This is a genomic window from Lysobacterales bacterium (assembly GCA_019634735.1).
GTDB lineage: Bacteria > Pseudomonadota > Gammaproteobacteria > Xanthomonadales > UBA2363 > Pseudofulvimonas.
In genome coordinates, this window is record JAHCAT010000002.1 from 103,004 (window position 1) to 120,011 (window position 17,008).

At 73.5% G+C, this 17,008-nt stretch carries 12 protein-coding genes; 9 read left to right on the plus strand and 3 right to left on the minus strand.

Annotation, left to right across the window (positions count from 1 at the left end; genetic code table 11):
- Positions 1-52 precede the first annotated feature (52 nt).
- The 4 genes from KF823_03155 (at position 53) to KF823_03170 (ending at position 7,078) form a co-directional block, all read left to right on the plus strand.
- Positions 53-979, plus strand: a complete 927-nt coding sequence (locus KF823_03155; protein MBX3724895.1) for an SDR family NAD(P)-dependent oxidoreductase — start codon at positions 53-55, stop codon at positions 977-979.
- A 190-nt stretch (positions 980-1,169) separates the two neighbouring features.
- Complete coding sequence (locus tag KF823_03160; GenBank protein ID MBX3724896.1) at positions 1,170-3,935, plus strand: winged helix-turn-helix domain-containing protein; 2,766 nt, start codon at positions 1,170-1,172, stop codon at positions 3,933-3,935.
- Positions 3,936-4,144: 209 nt separating this feature from the next.
- Positions 4,145-4,972, plus strand: a complete 828-nt coding sequence (locus KF823_03165; GenBank protein ID MBX3724897.1) for a hypothetical protein — start codon at positions 4,145-4,147, stop codon at positions 4,970-4,972.
- A 456-nt stretch (positions 4,973-5,428) separates the two neighbouring features.
- On the plus strand, positions 5,429-7,078 hold the full coding sequence (locus KF823_03170) for a hypothetical protein (protein MBX3724898.1): 1,650 nt from the start codon (positions 5,429-5,431) through the stop codon (positions 7,076-7,078).
- 36 nt (positions 7,079-7,114) lie between these two features.
- Here KF823_03170 and KF823_03175 read toward each other — a convergent pair whose 3' ends face one another.
- On the minus strand, positions 7,115-7,666 hold the full coding sequence (locus KF823_03175; GenBank protein MBX3724899.1) for a CHRD domain-containing protein: 552 nt from the start codon (positions 7,664-7,666) through the stop codon (positions 7,115-7,117).
- Between the two features lie 131 nt (positions 7,667-7,797).
- Here KF823_03175 and KF823_03180 point away from each other — a divergent pair, with 131 nt between their 5' ends.
- The 3 genes from KF823_03180 (at position 7,798) to KF823_03190 (ending at position 11,726) form a co-directional block, all read left to right on the plus strand.
- Positions 7,798-8,700 (plus strand): SDR family NAD(P)-dependent oxidoreductase, encoded by a 903-nt coding sequence (locus KF823_03180; GenBank protein ID MBX3724900.1) that lies wholly within the window; start codon positions 7,798-7,800, stop codon positions 8,698-8,700.
- A 202-nt stretch (positions 8,701-8,902) separates the two neighbouring features.
- A complete protein-coding gene (locus KF823_03185; protein ID MBX3724901.1) occupies positions 8,903-10,855 on the plus strand; it encodes a S9 family peptidase in 1,953 nt (650 codons plus the stop codon).
- A gap of 46 nt (positions 10,856-10,901) precedes the next feature.
- A complete protein-coding gene (locus KF823_03190) occupies positions 10,902-11,726 on the plus strand; it encodes a hypothetical protein (protein MBX3724902.1) in 825 nt (274 codons plus the stop codon).
- Between the two features lie 81 nt (positions 11,727-11,807).
- On the opposite strand, the gene KF823_03195 is transcribed toward KF823_03190, so the two are convergent.
- Positions 11,808-12,164, minus strand: a complete 357-nt coding sequence (locus KF823_03195; protein ID MBX3724903.1) for a multicopper oxidase domain-containing protein — start codon at positions 12,162-12,164, stop codon at positions 11,808-11,810.
- A gap of 20 nt (positions 12,165-12,184) precedes the next feature.
- On the minus strand, positions 12,185-14,521 hold the full coding sequence (locus tag KF823_03200) for a tetratricopeptide repeat protein (protein ID MBX3724904.1): 2,337 nt from the start codon (positions 14,519-14,521) through the stop codon (positions 12,185-12,187).
- A gap of 272 nt (positions 14,522-14,793) precedes the next feature.
- On the opposite strand from KF823_03200, the gene KF823_03205 reads away from it, so the two are divergent.
- Positions 14,794-16,713, plus strand: a complete 1,920-nt coding sequence (locus KF823_03205; GenBank protein ID MBX3724905.1) for a hypothetical protein — start codon at positions 14,794-14,796, stop codon at positions 16,711-16,713.
- Positions 16,714-16,812: 99 nt separating this feature from the next.
- Positions 16,813-17,001, plus strand: coding sequence for a hypothetical protein (locus KF823_03210; protein MBX3724906.1), 189 nt, complete (start codon positions 16,813-16,815; stop codon positions 16,999-17,001).
- Positions 17,002-17,008 lie beyond the last annotated feature (7 nt).

Genomic DNA, 17,008 nt, shown 5'->3' on the forward strand with positions numbered 1-17,008 from the left:
CGCCGGCAGGCACCCCCAGGTGCCGGCGCCCGGCAATCCAGGAAGCGCCTCGATGACCCTGCAATCTCCCTACGCCCGCCTGCGCCATCTGGCCTGCGCCCTCGTCCTGGCCGTGCTGATGATGGGCGTCGCCGCTGCCGCCCCACCTGAGGATGGCGCGGCGTCCTGGGCCGGCCGCACGGTGCTGGTCACCGGTTCGACCGATGGCCTGGGTCGGGACGTGGCGCTGGCGCTGGCCGCGCGCGGCGCGCACGTGATCGTGCACGGTCGCAACCGGGAACGCGGGGCGGCGGTGCTGGCGCAGATCGCCGCCGACGGGCGCGGCTCGGCGGAATTCATCGCCGCCGACTTCGCCTCGCTGGCAGCGGTCGATGCCTTCGCCGACCAGGTGCTGGCGCGGGCGCCGCGCCTGGACCTGCTGATCAACAACGCCGGCATTGCCCTGCCGGCCGACGCCGGCCGGCAGACCAGCGCCGACGGCCACGAACTGCAGTTCGCGGTGAACTACCTGGCCGGCTGGGTGCTGGTGCATCGCCTGCGTCCGGCGCTGGTCGCGGCGGCGCCGTCGCGGGTGCTCAATGTCGCCTCCGGCAGCGCCCACCCGATCGACTTCGACGACGTGATGCTGGCGCGACCCGGCGCCCATCGCCGCGGCTACGGCCAGAGCAAGCTGGCGCAGATCACCATGACCGCCGCCCTGGCCCCGGACTTCGCCGAAGACGACATCACCATGATCGCCCTGCACCCGGCGACCCGCATGGACACCACCATGGTGCGCGGCCTGGGCGCGACGCCGGAGGCCAGCATCGACGAGGGCCGCGACCATGTGCTGGCGCTGGCCGAAGCGGCGACGTTGCAGGCCGGCCGCTACTACCGTCACGGCGTACCTGCCGTACCGCACGCCCAGGCCGGCGACCGCCAGGCGCAGCAGCGCCTGCTGGCGCTCAGCGCCGCGTTGACCGGCATCGGCGGCGATTGACGGCGACCGCCGTCTGCCACGGCCTGGGCGCGCCGCCCTGCGGCCCCGCCCCCGGTCACCCGCGCACTTGCTACGATAGCCTTCGTCGTCGCGCCAGGGACCCGGTGCGAATCCCGCCCTGCGCCCGGCGCGGGCGGGGCCGCTGCCGCGGTGTTCCGGCACGACCCCCTGCCCAGCCATGAACAGACCGATGGACAACGCCGCAGCTCTGGCAGGCCACCTCACCGGCGCGTCGCCGCCGCCGCGCTTCAGCTACCGGTTCGGCACCGCGGAGTTCGACGAGGCGCGCTACGAGCTGCGCGTCGCCGGCCTGCCGGTCGAAGTCGAGCGGCGCGCGCTGGAGGTGCTGGCCTGCCTGCTGCAACGCGCAGGCGAGGTGGTCGGCAAGGACGAACTGCTGGATACGGTGTGGGCCGGACGGGTGACCGTCGAGAAGGTGCTGGCCAACGCCGTCGCCAAGCTGCGCCGCGCCCTTGGCGAGGCCAACGCCGCGCAGATCGTCACCCAGGCGCGCGTCGGCTATCGCCTGGCCGGGCCGGTGTCGCGGCAGCCGGTCGGCGCAGGGCACCGCATCGGGCTTGCCCTCGCCTCCGGCCAGGCGGTGCCCGGTCGCGAGAACTTCGTGCTGCGCGAGGCGCTGGCCGCGCGCCGCGGCAGCGAGGTCTGGCTGGCGGCGCATACCAGGACGCGCGAGCGGCGGGTCTACAAGTTCGCGCTGGAGGGCGAGGGGATCCGCCAGCTCAAGCGCGAGGCGACCCTGCTGCGCGTGCTCGACGCCGCCGCTGGCGAGGCCGGCTGTTTCGTCGAGCTGATCGACTGGCGCTTCGAGGCGCCGCCGTACTTCCTGGAACTGGCCTGGGCCGGAGAAAACCTGGCCGAGTGGGCCGGTCGGCATCTGGCGGGCATGGACCGCCGGCAGCGACTGGATCTGTTCCTGGCGATCGCCGATGCCGTCGCCATCGCCCATGCCGCGGGCGTCCTGCACAAGGACATCAAGCCGGCCAACATCCTGGTCGAGGCCGGACCCGACGCGCCCGTGGTCCGCCTGTCGGACTTCGGTATCGGTCGCCTCGCCTCGCCCGATGGCCTCGAGCGTCTGGGCATCACCGCGCAGGGCCTGACCGTGACCGACAGCGTCGGCAGCGAGCTGGGCTCCGGGACGCTGCACTACGCGGCGCCCGAAGTGCTGGCCGGACAGGCGTCGACCACCCGCAGCGATGTCTATGCGCTGGGCGTGCTGCTGTTCCAGCTGCTGGCCGGCGACCTGCGCCGGCCGATGGCCTCGGGATGGGAGCGCGACGTCGACGATCCGCTGCTGTGCGGGGACATCCGCGCGGCCACCGACGGCCGCCCCGAGGAGCGTCCCAGCAACGCCGCCGAGCTGGCCGAGCGCGTGCGTTTGCTGCAGGCCCGCCGGGAAGCGACGGAGCAGGCGCAAGCACTCGAACGCGACATGGCACAGGCCCGCGAGGCGCTGTCGCGCAGCCGCGCACGCCGCCCCTGGGTGGTCGCCTCGCTGCTGGTGCTGGCGGGTGCCCTGCTCGTCGTGCTCGGCCTGCAGCAGCGCACCGACCTGGCGCGCAACCAGGCGCAGGCGCAATTGCAGCGCGCCAACGCCATGCTGCGTTTCCTGGAGGAGGACCTGGTCGGTCGCGGCAATCCCCTGGTCGCGGGCCAGGGCGCGCAGGTGCCGTTCCGCGACGTCCTGCTGGCCGCGCGCGATCGCCTGACGGCGCGCTTCGCCGATCAGCCGCTGACCGCCGCGCGGATGCGGCTCAGCCTGGCCACCCTGTTCAATACCCTGGATCTGTGGCCGGAGGCGCTGGCCGAGACCGGGCAGGCGCTCGCGTTGCTGGAAGGACAGGGCGCGGCCGGCGCGGACGACGCCGTTCGCGCCCGCGCAATGCGGGTCAAGCTGCTGACACGGCTGGCGCGCATGGAGGAGGCACGCACCGAACTGGCGGCACTTGGCGAGCCTGGCCTCGCTGCCGAGTCCCAGGCCTGGCGGCGCTTCCACCGGGCCTCCGCGCAGGCGAGCTACCTGATGGTCACGGGCGCGCTGGCGGAGGCGGCGCCGGTGCTGGAGTCGGCTCTTGCCGCGCACGATCTGATCTGGCCGGAGGGCGGGGCGCAGCGCGACAGCCTGGTCCTGGACCTGATCCACGTGGAGTCCTTCGGCGGCCAGGGCGAGCGCGCGATCGCCCGTTTCGAGGCGTTCGTGGCCGAACTGGCGGCACGGCCGGGCGACCACGCCAGCCTGCGTGCACTGGCGCAGTTGCGGGTGGCACGGGCAGTGAGCCTCGGCGGCGACCATGCCAGGGCTGAGGCCCTGCTGCTGGCCGCACGGCCGGTGATCGCCGAACGCTTCGGCGAGGAGCACAGCCAGATGCTCGGCCTGCTGGCCGAACTGCTCGGCGTGCACTTCCGGCAGGGTGCCTGGACGCAGGCCCTGCCCCTGGCCCGGGACGTCCATGCGCGCATGGCGGCGACCCTGGGCGAGCAGCACATCCTGACCCTGGTCAGCCTGTCCAACGTCGGCCGCACGCTGTTCGAGGCGGGCCAGGCCCAGGCGGCGGCCGATGCGCTCGACCAGGCGCTGGCGGGCCTGGCGGCAACGGCCGGGCCGGACTCGCCGCAGGCGCACGACGTGCTCTTCTACAGGGTCGCCACGGCGCTGGCCCTGGACGATGCCGATACCGCGCGGACCGGGCTCGCGCGCCTGCAGCCGGGTCAGCTGGAAAAGCTGCGCGCCACCGGCGTCTGGGACGAGGCGGTGGCGGTGCAGGAGGGCCTGCTGGCGAACCTCGAGGGCGACGCGCCCCGGGCGCTGCACCTGCTCGACCAGGCATTGCCGGTGATGGCGACCGCCGAGGGCCATGCCCGAAGCCGACTGCTGGCCAGGGCCCTGCAGGTGAGGGAGGGACTGGCAGCCGCCAACGCGCCGGCGGTACGCTGAGCCCATCGCGCCGGGTCGCACCGGTCCGACGGTTGCGCGCCGGCATGCGCACGATGCCGATCCGTTACCCGGCCGGGGAGATTCGCGCAGGCCGCTGGCCCAGGATGGCCGTCGCGCCGCGGGCAGGTCGTTGCGCTGGCCTCACCCCCTGGAGGTCCTGCGCGGGACACCCGCGGCGATTCTTCCGCCACCGCCCACAGGAGCCCCCTATGCGTATGCCTGTCCTCACCCTGTCACGGGCCGCCGTCGTCGCGCTGGCGGTACTGGCCGGGCCGGTCGCCGCCGAGCCGGCGTTCGAGCTTGGCGTGCCGCAACCGGACGGCAGCCTTGCCGCCAGCCTGGTGGCCGGCACCAGCCAGACCCTGGAACTGCGCGGGGTCTGGCGCGACGGCTGCGTGCCGCGGCTGGCCGGTGTTGCCGGCACCGGGCTGCGCCGGACCGTGCACCTGGAGGTCGCGGACGCGGGCAACCGCGTATGCCTCCAGGTCCTCACGCCCTTCCGCATCGATGTGCCGGCGGTCTGGTTCGATGAATCGACCGTCGGCGTGGCGGAGGTGGTGGTGGTCGAAGTCGGTGCCAACTGGCTCAGCCGCAACAGCCTGGCGGTGCAGCCGGCCCAGGGCGGCGACGCGGTCAGCGCCCACCCGGTCGCCGGCGGCTGGTCCGACCCCGCGGTGCCCGGCTCCGGCCTGTTCCTGTTCCACGACCGCGGTGAGGAACGCGACCAGGTCTGGGGCTACTGGCTGAACTTCGCCCCGGACGGCAGCTCCACCTGGTACCTGCTCACCGAGGCCCGCTGGCTGCGCGCCGACCGCCTGCGCGGCAGGCTGGTCGCGGTCGAGGGCGCACCCTGGAACTGCGGCTTCCTGCCCTGGCCGGCCTGCCAGCTCCCGGCCCGGCCCGCCGTGCGCATGGTGGGCGACGTCTGGGGCTTCCAGATGACCCTGTCCGGGCCGGACCGGGCGACCGTGGTGTTCGGTCCCCAAGACGCTGCCGCGGGCGGGCCCTCGATCACCGTCGAACTGCAGCGCTTCTGAGCTGCCGCGGGCGCGCCGGCCAGCGGTCCGCGCGCCCGCGCCCTTCCGCTTCGAACACTGCCGGGGTCGGCCCCATCGGGGCCTGCGCCGGTCGGCCGCCTGCGCGCGCCCGAACGCTTCGCCGACGACGCCTGCCAGCGCCGACGCTGACTGAGGTCGCGTAACGCGGCCGTCGGGAACGCACCACGGCGCGAACATCGCAGCGGCCTGCCTGGATCATCCGGGCCAGCGCCCCCTCGGCGTTCGCCGGCCCGGACCGGACGGTGGCGGACGCCCGGCACGCGCGCTCCGCCGCGATCGGCGTGCGCCGTTGCCGATCCGTTACCGCGACGATGCCGCGGCGCGACGACCCCGGGGGCGCAATCGCCCACGCTGCGTTCCACCCCGGCGCTGCCGCAGGAGCGACACGGCTGCGCGGCACGACGAGATCCTCCCCTCATGTCCCGGAACGCCATCATGCTTCGACGCCTCCTCCTTCTCGCCGCCGGCAGCCTCGCCCAGGCGGCCCAGTCCCAGCCGACCGACCCCGCCTGGCAGGTCGTGCTGGCCAACAGCGGCGCCGACCTGGTGCTGCCCGCCCTGCTGCCCGCGCCCGCCAGCTTCGAGCTGCGCCAGGTCAGCCTGGGCGACGCCGATGGCGGCATCGGCTTCACGCGCTGGACCGGCAGCAGCCAGCAGGCGCTGTGGGCGCAGCGTCTCGGCACCCTGGTCCCTTATGCGGAGCTGCTCGCCACCGGCCAGCTTGGGCCGGGCCGCACCGGCGCCGAATCCGGCCATGCCTTCCGCACCCTGTGGTGGCGGCAGGACGCGGGGGCCGGTCCGCACCGGGTGTTCGGCGCCCGGGCCGGCGACCCGACCCAGCCCGTCGACGCCGCGACCTTCGGGATCTGGACCTGGAACGGCCAGCGCAACCTCGAGATCGCCCGGCTGGCCGCTGCCGGCGCGCTGGCGCCCGGTTTCGATCCGGGCATCGAGTTCACCAGCTTCGGCAACACCGCCAGCGCCGGCTACCCCAACGCCCGGGCGCTGCCCGACGGCCGGACCCTGATCCAGGCCAGCGTCACCGGCGGCTGGCGGGCGCTGGTCGCGCATTCGCCGGGCACCGGCAACCGGGGTTGCCTGCTGGAAGGATCGAGCCATCCGGCCTGGTCGCCCGGCATCGAGGCGAACGCCTTCTTTCATGCCGGCGCCAACGGCAGCCTGATCCAGTTTCCCGCAGCAGGCAGTGGCGGCGAGGTTCTGGTCGCCGCGGCGTGGCGCGTCACCGGCAGCGGCAGCAACCGCTTTGGCGTGTTCCGCATCTGCGCAGGACCGCCCACGGCGCTGGCCCTGAGCGGCGTGTCCGGGGCCCAGGGTCCGGGCCTGGCCGACCCCGGCGCGGTGATCACCGAATTCGGCAGCGTGCGCGCCGGTTACGACGGCAGTGCCTTCTTCTGGGCGCGCGGCACCGGTGCCGGCGGCAGCTTCATCGGCGGTTTCCACCACGCCGGCGGCCTGAACCGGCCGCTGTGGCTGAACGGCACCCAGGGCGACCTCGGTCCCGGCTACGCCACTTACAGCTTCGACCAGGGCTCGGCGCCGATCCTGCAGGCGGCCGGCGGCGTCGCCCTGCTCAACACCACGATCCGGCCGGCCGCGGGCACCACTTCGGTGCGCGGACTCTGGCGCATCGTGCCGGGCCAATCGCCGCAACCGCTCGCCATCGTCGGCGACACCGGCGCCTATTCCCCGGCCCCGGGCCGTGCCTGGCGCAGCTTCGCGCACACCCAGGTCCTGGACGACGGCACGGTCCTGATCCTGGCCGAGGTCGGCAACCCGGTCGCCGTCGGCGTCTGGCGGCTGACGCCTGGCGCGGCCCCGGTGCAGGTGCTCGCGGTCGGCGACCCGGTGCGCGTGCCGACCCCGTCCGGCCTGCAGATGCGCGCCGTCACCGGCATCATCGACACCTTCTTCGACACCCCCGAACCGGGCATCGACGGCTGGGCCAGCCGGCAGGGCGAGCTGCTGGTGCGCGCCAACGTCGAGGGCCTGCCCGGCACCGCCCAGGTCGTCCTGCGCGGCCGGCCGGCGCGCGGCGACCGGCTGTTCGGTCACGGCTTCGATTGAGGGTGCCGGCTCGCCCACCGGCACGGGCGGCGGAAGTCAGGATCCGAACCCGTCCGCGAAGATCGGTTGCTCGACCAGGTTGCCGCGCAGCTCGCCGCCGGGGAAGGCGCTGGTGTGCAGGTTGAAGTAGGCGCGGCCGGTGCCCATGGCGTCGACCAGGGCCGCCCGCGCGGCCGCGAGGTTGGGATGGATGCCGAGGAAGGCGGAGTTGTAGCTGCCGGGCGCGTCCATGTCGAAGCCCTGGTTGTAGTTGCCGGCCTGCACGCCGGCCGGGAAGCCGGGGAAGCTGGGGGTTGGAGAGGCGACGCCGATGTTGCTGCCGCCGGGCGTGGCGGTGCAGCAATGGATATGGGCGGCCGTGGTGCCCGCGGTGAGGCCGGCAAAGCTGGTCGAGACCACCATTACCAGACTGGCCGGGTCGAAGCTGACCGTGACGCTTCCGGTGCCGGCGGAGGCGTTGGGCGGGATTTCGGCCGCACCCGACAGGGTGGCGGTGTAGACGACCTGGGCCAGGCCCGGGCCCGGGGCCAGGGAGGCGACCGCGGCGAGGGCGGCCAGGACGAACGCGGTGGGACGCAGGGTGGCCATGGGCACCTCCCGGAAAGGCGTCGGCCGCCGGTCGGGACGGCCGGCGCCCGCCCAGCATAGTCCCGTGCGGCGGCGCCTGCCTGCCGGCCGGGACTATAGTCGGCTGCGTCCCGTCCGATGGAGCCGCCCCGATGCGCCCGACCGCCCCGCTTTGCCTGCTGGTCCTCGTCCTCGCACTGGTCGCGCCGGTTCCTGCGGCGCAGGCTGCGGAGCCGCCCGCCCGATCCGGCAGGACCGCACTGGTCACCGGCTCCACCGACGGCCTGGGCCGCGAGCTGGCGCTGGCGCTGGCGGCGCAGGGCGCGCACGTCATCGTCCATGGCCGCAACGCCGCCCGCGGCCAGGCGGTGATCGACGAGATCGCCGCCGCGGGGCAGGGCTCCGCGGAGTTCGTCGCCGCCGATTTCGCCTCGCTCCAGGGCGTGCGCGACTTCGCGGACGCCATCGCCGCCCGCCATCCCCGGCTCGACCTGCTGGTCAACAACGCCGGCATCGCCATCACCGGCGCCCAGCCGCGGCGGACCAGCGAGGACGGCCACGAACTGCAGTTCGCGGTCAACTACCTGGCCGGCTGGATCCTGGTGCATCGGCTGCGCCCGGCGCTGTCGGCGGCGGCGCCGTCGCGGGTGGTCAACGTCGCCTCGATCAGCGCCCACGACATCGACTTCGACGACGTCATGCTGGAGCAACCCGGGGCCAGCGCCCGCGGCTATGGCCAGAGCAAGCAGGCGCAGGTGACCATGACCGCGGCGCTGGCGCCGGCGTTCGCCGCCGACGGCATCACGATGATCGCGCTGCACCCGGCGACCCTGATGGACACCACCATGGTGCGCGAGATCGGCGTGCCGCCGCGCACCACCGTTGCCGAGGGCCGGGACACGGTGATGGCCCTGATCGATGCCCCGACCCTGGTGCCCGGTGCCTTCTACGTCGACGGCAAGCGGGCGCCCCTGGCGGCGCAGTCGGAAGATGCCCGGGCCCAGGCCCGACTGCTGGCGCTGAGCCGGACGCTCACCGGCGTCGGCAGCCACTGAGACCCAGCAGCGGCCACCCGGGCAGCCGGTGCCTGATCGATGCCGGCCACCCGGGGCGCGCATCCGGGGGCCGGGAGCGGTCCACCCCCCAGGACTCCGCCAGCGTGCCGGTGCTGGATGCGTTCCGGCCATGACTTCCGGCCCGTTCCCCGACACCGCCGAAGCCCGATGCTGGGCGTCCTGTCCTGTCCGGAGCCTGCTGGTGAAAGCCGTCCTGTCCGTGTTGCCGCTGAGTGTCGTCCTGCTGGCCGCCTGCAGCCAGTCCCCGGCACCGGCGGACACCGCCGCCACGCCCGCCGTGGCCACGGCCGCGCCGGAGGTCCAGCGTCCGGCCCGCACCTATCGCATCGAGGATTTCGTCGAGAGCACCAGCATCGGCGGCGCCAGCTTCTCGCACGACGAGTCGCGCATCCTGTTCTCCTCCAACCGCAGCGGCACCTGGAACGTCTACCACCTGCCGGTGGCCGGCGGCGACTGGACGCCGGTGACCCAGGGCAACGGCGACAACAGCTACGCGGTGGCGTTCTTCCCGGCCGACGACCGCATCCTGCTGACCCGCGACCAGGGCGGCAACGAACTCAACCACCTGTACGTGGTGGAGGTCGACGGCAGCGAGCGCGACCTGACGCCCGGCGAGAACCTGAAGGCGATGTTCGCCGGCTTCAGCCAGGACGGCGACCGCTTCTTCGTGCTCAGCAACGAGCGCGACGCACGCTACTTCGACGTCTACGCCTACGACGCCGGGAGCTACGCGCGCGAGATGATCTACCGCAACGACACCGGCTTCCAGCCCGGCCCGGTCAGCGGCGACGGCCGCCACATCGCGCTCGCCAAGCCGGACACCACGGTCAACAACGACATCTACCTGCACGACCGGCAGACCGGCCAGACCGTGCACCTGAGCCCGCACCAGGGCAACGCCCAGTTCGCGGTCGAGGACTTCGCGCCCGACGACAGCCACCTGCTGTACACCAGCAACGACGGCAGCGAGTTCTTCCGGCTGCGCCGCTTCGACCTGGCCAGCGGCGAACACGCCGACGTCCAGCGGGCCGACTGGGACATCGTCTACGCCCGCTACTCCCAAAACGGCCGCTACCGGGCGGTCGGCATCAATGCCGACGGTTCGGTGATGGTCGAGCTGTACGAGGCCGCCAGCGGCGCCCGGGTGCCGTTGCCGGCGCTGCCGGCCGGCGAGATCCGCGGCCTGTCGATGGCCCGCTCCGAACAGCGCCTGGCCTTCTACCTCAACGGCGACCGCCAACCCAGCGACCTCTACGCCCTCGAGCTGGGCGGCGAGCCGCGGCAACTGGTCAGGGCGCTGAACCCGGCGATCGATCCGGCCGACCTGGTCGACTCCACCGTGGTGCGCTTTGCCAGCTTCGACGGCATGGACATCCCCAACATCCTCTGGAAGCCGCACCAGGCCAGCGCCGGCACGCCGGTGCCGGCGATCGTGCTGGTGCACGGCGGCCCGGGCGGCCAGACCACGCGCTCCTGGAACTACGTGGCGCAGTACCTGGCCAACAACGGCTACGCGGTGCTCGGCATCAACAACCGCGGCAGCTCCGGCTACGGCAAGACCTTCTTCGCCGCCGACGACGGCAGGCATGGCCGCGAGCCGCTGTGGGACTGCCTGGAGGCGCGCAAGTGGCTGGCCGCCCAGGACTGGGTTGACGGCGACCGCATCGGCATCATGGGCGGCAGCTACGGCGGCTACATGACGCTGGCGGCGCTGGCCTTCCACCCGGAGGAGTTCGATGTCGGCGTCAACATCTTCGGCGTCAGCAACTGGATCCGCACCCTGGAGAGCATCCCGCCGTGGTGGGAGAGCCAGCGCGAGGCCCTGTACGCGGAGATCGGCCATCCCGAGCGCGACCGCGAATTCCTGATGGCGACCTCGCCGCTGTTCCATGCCGACAGGATCGTCCGGCCGCTGATCGTCCTGCAGGGCGCCAATGACCCGCGCGTCATCCAGGCCGAGAGCGACGACATCGTCGCCGCGGTGCGGGCCAGCGGCGTGCCGGTCGACTACGTGCTGTTCGACGATGAGGGCCACGGCTTCACCCGCAAGAAGAACCAGATCGAGGGTTACTCCCGCGTCCTGGCCTTCCTCGACACCCACCTGAAGGGCAAGCAGGTGGCGCCGGGCGGCTGAGCCCTGCGCCAGGGCGGCCGGATCGTCCGGCCGCCACGCGCGCCAGGTGGCGCGCCGACCCGCCATCAGGTCGTCAACGCTCCGGCGCTGTAACGCGCCGGTTTCAGTCCCGTCCCGCCTGGCGCGCGCCACCGCGGCGCTTCGGGACGGCACGCCGCCCGATGGCGCCGCCGACACCGCCCAGCAGCGCCTGCTCGCCCGCCTGGCGGCACGGCCGGCGCGACAGGCGCGACCGATCCGCGGCGGGCTGTGGGCCCTGGCCGGCACCGCCTGCCTGGTGCTGGCCCTGGCCCTGCTGGGGCTCCCCGGTGGCGGCAACGGCCAGGCCTTCGCCGCCGTGCAGCGCCATCTCTCCGATTTCCAGGCATTGCGCATGCGCATCGACCAGCCCCGTGGTTCTTTCGGCACCGCCGGGCAGAACGTTCAGGTGGCGATGCTGCGCAGCGGCCCCATCCGCGTCGATGTCGAGGGCGAGGTCAGCGTGGTGGTCGACCCGGTCGCCGGCCAGGCACTCACCCTGCTCCATGGCCCCCGCCAGGCCCTGCAGTTCCCGCTGCCGGTCCAGGACCTCCTGGGCGACATCGATCCCATGGCCTGGATCGCCGAGATCCGCGACTACCAGGGCCTGGCCGACCGCCTGCCCGAGCCGCGCCTGATCGGCGGGCGCACCGCCTGGGGCTGGGCACTGGAGGTCGACGGCACCCGCGTGCTGCTGTGGGCCACCGAGGACGGCCTGCCGCTGGAACTGACCGTCGATGGCCAGTCGCTGGTCGATATCGGCTTCGAGTTCGACCCTCCCGGTGGCCTGGATCCCGCGCTGTTCTCGATGGCGGTTCCGCCCGGCTACGCCGTGCTGTCGATGCAGCCCTGACAGCGGCCGCGGCGTGCCAGGCGACGGCCCGGGCACGCCGCGGCGGCGTCCGGGAGCCACGCCGGACCGGTGGCTGCGGAATCAGCCACCGGACTCGAAGCCGTCCGCGAACAGGCCGTCGCCCACGACGAAGTTCTGCATCATCCCCTCGTCCTCGTGCTCGAGGTTGTGGCAATGCAGGACGAACAGGCCGGGAACCTCGAAGGACAGGCGCACGTCGACGGTCTCGCCGACCCGCACCAGGACCGTGTCCTTCCATCCGGCATCGGTGGCCAGCGGCGGTCCGCTCCGGGCGGTCACGCGGAACCGGCTGCCGTGCAAGTGCATCGGATGCGGCTGGTTGCCCCGGTTGATGAAGCGCCAGGTTTCGGTGGCGCCCAGGGGCGCAAGGACCTCGATCCGCCCGCCGTCGCGGCTGGCGCCGTGGTTCAGGCCCATGGCGACCCACCCGCTTGCTCTCAGTCGTTCCGCTCGCCCGCACCCAGTTCGCGCCAGAGTGCCTCGTCGAGATCGGACCAGGCTTCGCCGGCAAGTTCCCGTTGCCGGCGCAGCCAGTGCCGGGCGCGGGCAGGATCGCCGCTGGCCAGGGCATGGCGTGCGAGCGCCGCAGCCGCCACCGGATTGCCGTTGCCAGCGGCCCTGCAGTCGGAAAAGGCCAGGTCGTCGACCGGCACCCCGGCCAGGCCGATGCGTGCGCAGGCGGCAGCGGCGACCAGCGCACGGTCGCCGACCGCGCGCGCCAGCGTCAGCGCCTTCTGGACGTCGGCAGCGGCCGCATCCACCGCCGGGCCGGGCAGGCGGGCGCGCAGCAGCAGCGCTTCGACCTGCAGGGCCTCGTCGCCACGCGCCACCGCGACTTCCAGGGCATCGGCCACGGCGCGATGCGCGGTGTCCGGCGCGGCGACCAGGGCCAGTTCGGCGCGCTCGGCGGCCACCCGGAACAGCCCCCGCTGCTCCTGGGCGTCCGTGCACTCGGCCTGTGCCCGCGACAGGTCCTCCCCGGCGCCTGCGAGGTCGCCGCGCAGGCGCGCGACCCGCGCCAGCTTGAGCTGGGCAAGGCAGCGCGCGGCGGGATTGTCGGCGCTGCGCGCCGCCGCCAGGCTGCGCGCAGCCACCGACTGGGCCTCGCGAAGGCGGCCCTGGTCGACAAGGGCATTGACCAGGCGGGCGAGGGTGTCGGACTCCAGCAGGGGATCGCCGTGACGGGCGAACACCGCGGCCGCCCGTTCGTAGCTGGCCTGGGCCGCGGCCGGCCGGGCCCGGGCCATGTCGATGCTGGCCATCGCCGACAGGCTCTCGGCGAGATCGCGTTCCAGTCCCAGGGCCTGCCGGATCGCCAGGCTGCGCTCGATCCAGCGCGCCGCCTCGTCCAGTCGCCCGCGATCCAGCGCCAGGATGCCGAGGTTCTTGGCCACCCGCGCGACCTCGACCTGCTGGTCGGCGGATTCGAACACCGCCAGGGCGCGGCGCATCGCCGCCTCGGCCTCGTCGAAATCGCCGCGGATCGCCGCCAGGCTGCCCAGGTTGCCCTCGGCCGCGGCCCGGCGCAGGCCATCGTTGCCGCCATCGAACAGGTCGCGTGCCGCGAGAAGAAGTGCGCGTGCCTCCTGGTACCGCGACTCGCGCCAGGCCAGCACGCCCTGCCCGGCCAGGGCCTGGCCCTCGTGCAGGCGGTCGCCGCGCGACTGCGCCATGACCAGCAGGTCGTCCAGGGTGCGCCGCCACTCGTCGTTGCGGCGCAGGGTCTGCCAGGCCAGGGACAGCTGGTACCTGGCCGCCAGCAGGGCGGGGTCGGCGGCGATCGCCGATTCCAGGTGGCGCGCGGCGGCCTCCGCGTCGCCGGCCAGGCGGGCGTCGATGCCGCGGGCATAGGCCTCGTTGGCGAAAGCGATGCGCGACAGCGGTTCCGGGCGGGCCGGATCGAAGCCCGGCAGCAGGTGCCGGGTGACGCCGGCGCTGGCCGCCAGGGCGAGGTCGGCGGGCTGGTCGCCGGCCAGTTCCACCGAGGCCGAGGCGCGATCGCCCAGAACCACAAGTTCGACGTGCAGGCCTGCGTCGTCACGACGCAGACGGCCGGCGAACACGTGCCGCACGCCCGTGGCGGTGCCCAGATACTCGGCCTGCGCCTGGGCATCGACCAGGTCCGGGCGCGCTGCCAGCAGGGCGCGGACGCTGGACTGCGCGACCGGCAGCACCCGGCGGTCGTTGGCCAGGGCGTCCACCACCAGGCCCTGCAGGCCCAGCCGGGTCCAGTCCAGCCGGACATCGCCGGTGTCGTTGCGCCAGGGCAGGACGGCGATGCGCAAGGGATCGCGCAGCACCGCCTGCCGCTGCCAGGCGATGCCGGCGACCAGGCCGGCGGTCACCAGCACGCCGGCCGCCACCAGCGAGAGCCAGCGCGGCCGCATGCGCCGGCTCGCCGGGCTGGCCTGGTCGGTGCTCGTCGTCGCCGGCGCGACCGGGCCGACATACCGGTAGCCGGCGCCGCGCACTGCGTCGATCCAGGCCGGATCGCCGCCGCCGGCCGCCAGTGCCCGGCGTGCCTTGGAGACCGCCTGCGCGATCACCGAATCGGAGGCGATGCTGCGTCCCCAGACCTTGGCCAGCAACTCGTCCTTGTCCACCAGGCGCGGGTGCGCGGCGACCAGGTGATGCAGCAGGTCGAAGGCCTTGCGCTCGACGGTCACCGGCCGACCATCGGCGCCATGCAGGCGGAACGCGCCTCGTGCCAGGCGCAGGGCGCCCAGCATCAGGTCCGGCGCGTCCCCAGTTGCCGCCTCCGGGCTGTTCCGCATGAATCCGCTCCCTCATGGCCGCGCGCCATGGCCGGTCCGTCGCCGGGCGGCCAGCCTACACCCCGTGGCCCGCACCGGCCGGATCTGTCCGCCCTTCAGCCGCCAGCCTTGCCGGGCGTGCCGGCCGCTGCATGACGGCGGCCTGAAGAATCGTGAACCCGGGCGCTGGCGGCGCCGGTTCCAGGATTCTTCAGCGAAGGTCAGGCCCGCTTCAAGCTTTCCGGACGGCGGGGATGCAGGGTGGCCGGCATCCCCCAGCCCCGGAGCCCTACATGTCTCCCGTTCAAACCGTGCGACCTTCCGCACGCTGCCCTGCAGTCCTCTTGCTGGCCCTGGTCGCACTGGGCCAGGGTGCGTCGGCCGCCACCTTCACGGTGACCTCCACCGCCGATGCCGGTCCTGGCAGCCTGCGCCAGGCCCTGCTCGACGCCAATGCGACCCCCGCCCCGGACACCGTGGTGTTCGCCCTGGCCGGCCCGGGACCGCACACCATCGCCCTGGCCACGCCGTTGCCGGCGCTGACCGCGCCGGTGCTGGTCGACGGCTGGAGCCAGCCGGGCGCCCAGGTCAACACTCTCGCCGACGGCTGGAACGCCGTGGTGAAGATCGAGCTGGACGGCATCGCCCTGGCCAATGGCCAGGTCGGATTGCGGCTGGCGGCCGCCGGCAGCGAGGTCAGGGGCCTGTCGCTGTACAACTTTCGCGCCCCCAGCCTGCGCCTGGAGGGCGATGATGCCTGGGCACGCGGCAACCTGGTCGGCCTGCGCGCCGATGCCCGCACGCCCGGCAGCGTCGGGTTCGCCGGCCTGCTCGGGGGACAGGGGGCGATCCAGGCGATCCGCGTCAGCGCCAACGGTGGCAGGCGCATCGCCATCGGCGGCCCGGACCCGGCCGACCGCAACCTGGTCGCGGGCCAGACCAATGGCATCAGCGCCAACCAGAACAGCGGCAACATCGAGGACGTGCGGATCGAGAACAACTGGCTGGGCCTGGACGGCACCGGCCTGGGCGTCGTCGCCAATGGCAGCGGCATCTCGGTGATCGGCGCCACCGGCGGCGTGGTGCGCGGCAATGTCATCGTCGCGCCGGGGTCGGCGCATGGCCTCGGTCCCTTCGCCGGCACCGGCCCGGCGCTGCGTCTGGATTTTCAGACCACTGGCGTGCTGGTGCAGGGCAACCGCATCGGCGTCGCGCCCGGGGGCGACGGAACCACGGTCGGTCTGGTGCCTCTGCACCATGCCAGCGACGGCATCCGGATCACCCACGGCGGTACCCAGGACCTCGGCATCGGTGGCGACGGCGCGGCAGCCAATCTGATCGCCCACACCCATGGACCGGCGATCATCGTCACCGGCAACCCGCGCCGGGTTCGGCTGTCCGGCAACCGACTGTGGGACATCGCGGCGCCTCCCGCGGCCGCACCCGCCCTGGCCATCGAGCTGAGCCTGCCGAGCGGCCCGAACAGCAACGACCCGCTGGATGCCGACAGCGGCGCCAACGACCTGCAGAACCACCCTGAGCTGAGCCAGGCCGTCACCGCCGGCAATGCCACGACCGTCCAGGGCGACCTGCATTCCACCCCGGGAACGCCGTTCCGGATCGAGCTGTTCGAGTCCGATGCCTGCGGCGCCTTCGGACGGGGTGTCGCCCTGACCCTGGCCGGGACGGTCGATGTCGTCACCGATGCCGCCGGCAATGCCGGTTTCGCAGCATCGGTACCGTACATCCCGCCTGGCCGGGTGCTGGCGGCGACCGCCACCGATCCCCAGGGCAACACCTCGGAGGTGGGCCCTTGCCTGGTGGTTGGCGGTGGCGCCCGGCCCGGCAGCCTGCGTTTCGGCGTGTCCCGCTACCCGGTCCGCGAGAACGACGGAGCCGTCCTGCTCCGGGTGTTGCGCGTCGGCGGCAGCGATGGCGCCGTGTCGGTGCGCGTCGTCAGCGCCGACGCCAGCGCGATGGCCGGCAGCGACTACCAGGCCGTCGACCAGGTGCTTGCCTGGCCCGACGGCGATGCCAGCGAGCGCGTGGTTGTCGTGCCTGTGGTGTTCGACCTGGTCGATGAGCCGGACGAACACTTCGTCGTGCGCCTGGTCGATCCGGCGGGCGGGGCGCGGCTGGGCAGCCTGTCGGGCACGGTCGTGCCCCTGCTGGACGTGCCGGACGTGATCCTGGCTTCCGGTTTCGAGGCTTGAGCGAAGCCCACCGGACTGCTGCTCGCCGCGATCCTGGCGGCCGCGCCCGCCGCTGATTCCGGGCGCCGCGGCGACGCCACCGGTGGCGCCGGGATCGCCGTGCCCTGGGCGACCGTCGATGCCGGCGCCACGGTGCTGAGCGCCCAGGGTTACCGGCTGTCGGCAACCGTCGGGCAGCCCGATGCCCTGACCGTGCCGATGACTGGCGGCCCCTGGCTGCTGCGAGGCGGCTTCTGGCTCACGCCTGCCGAAGGCGCAGATCGCATCTTCACCGATGGTTTCCAGTAATCCGAAC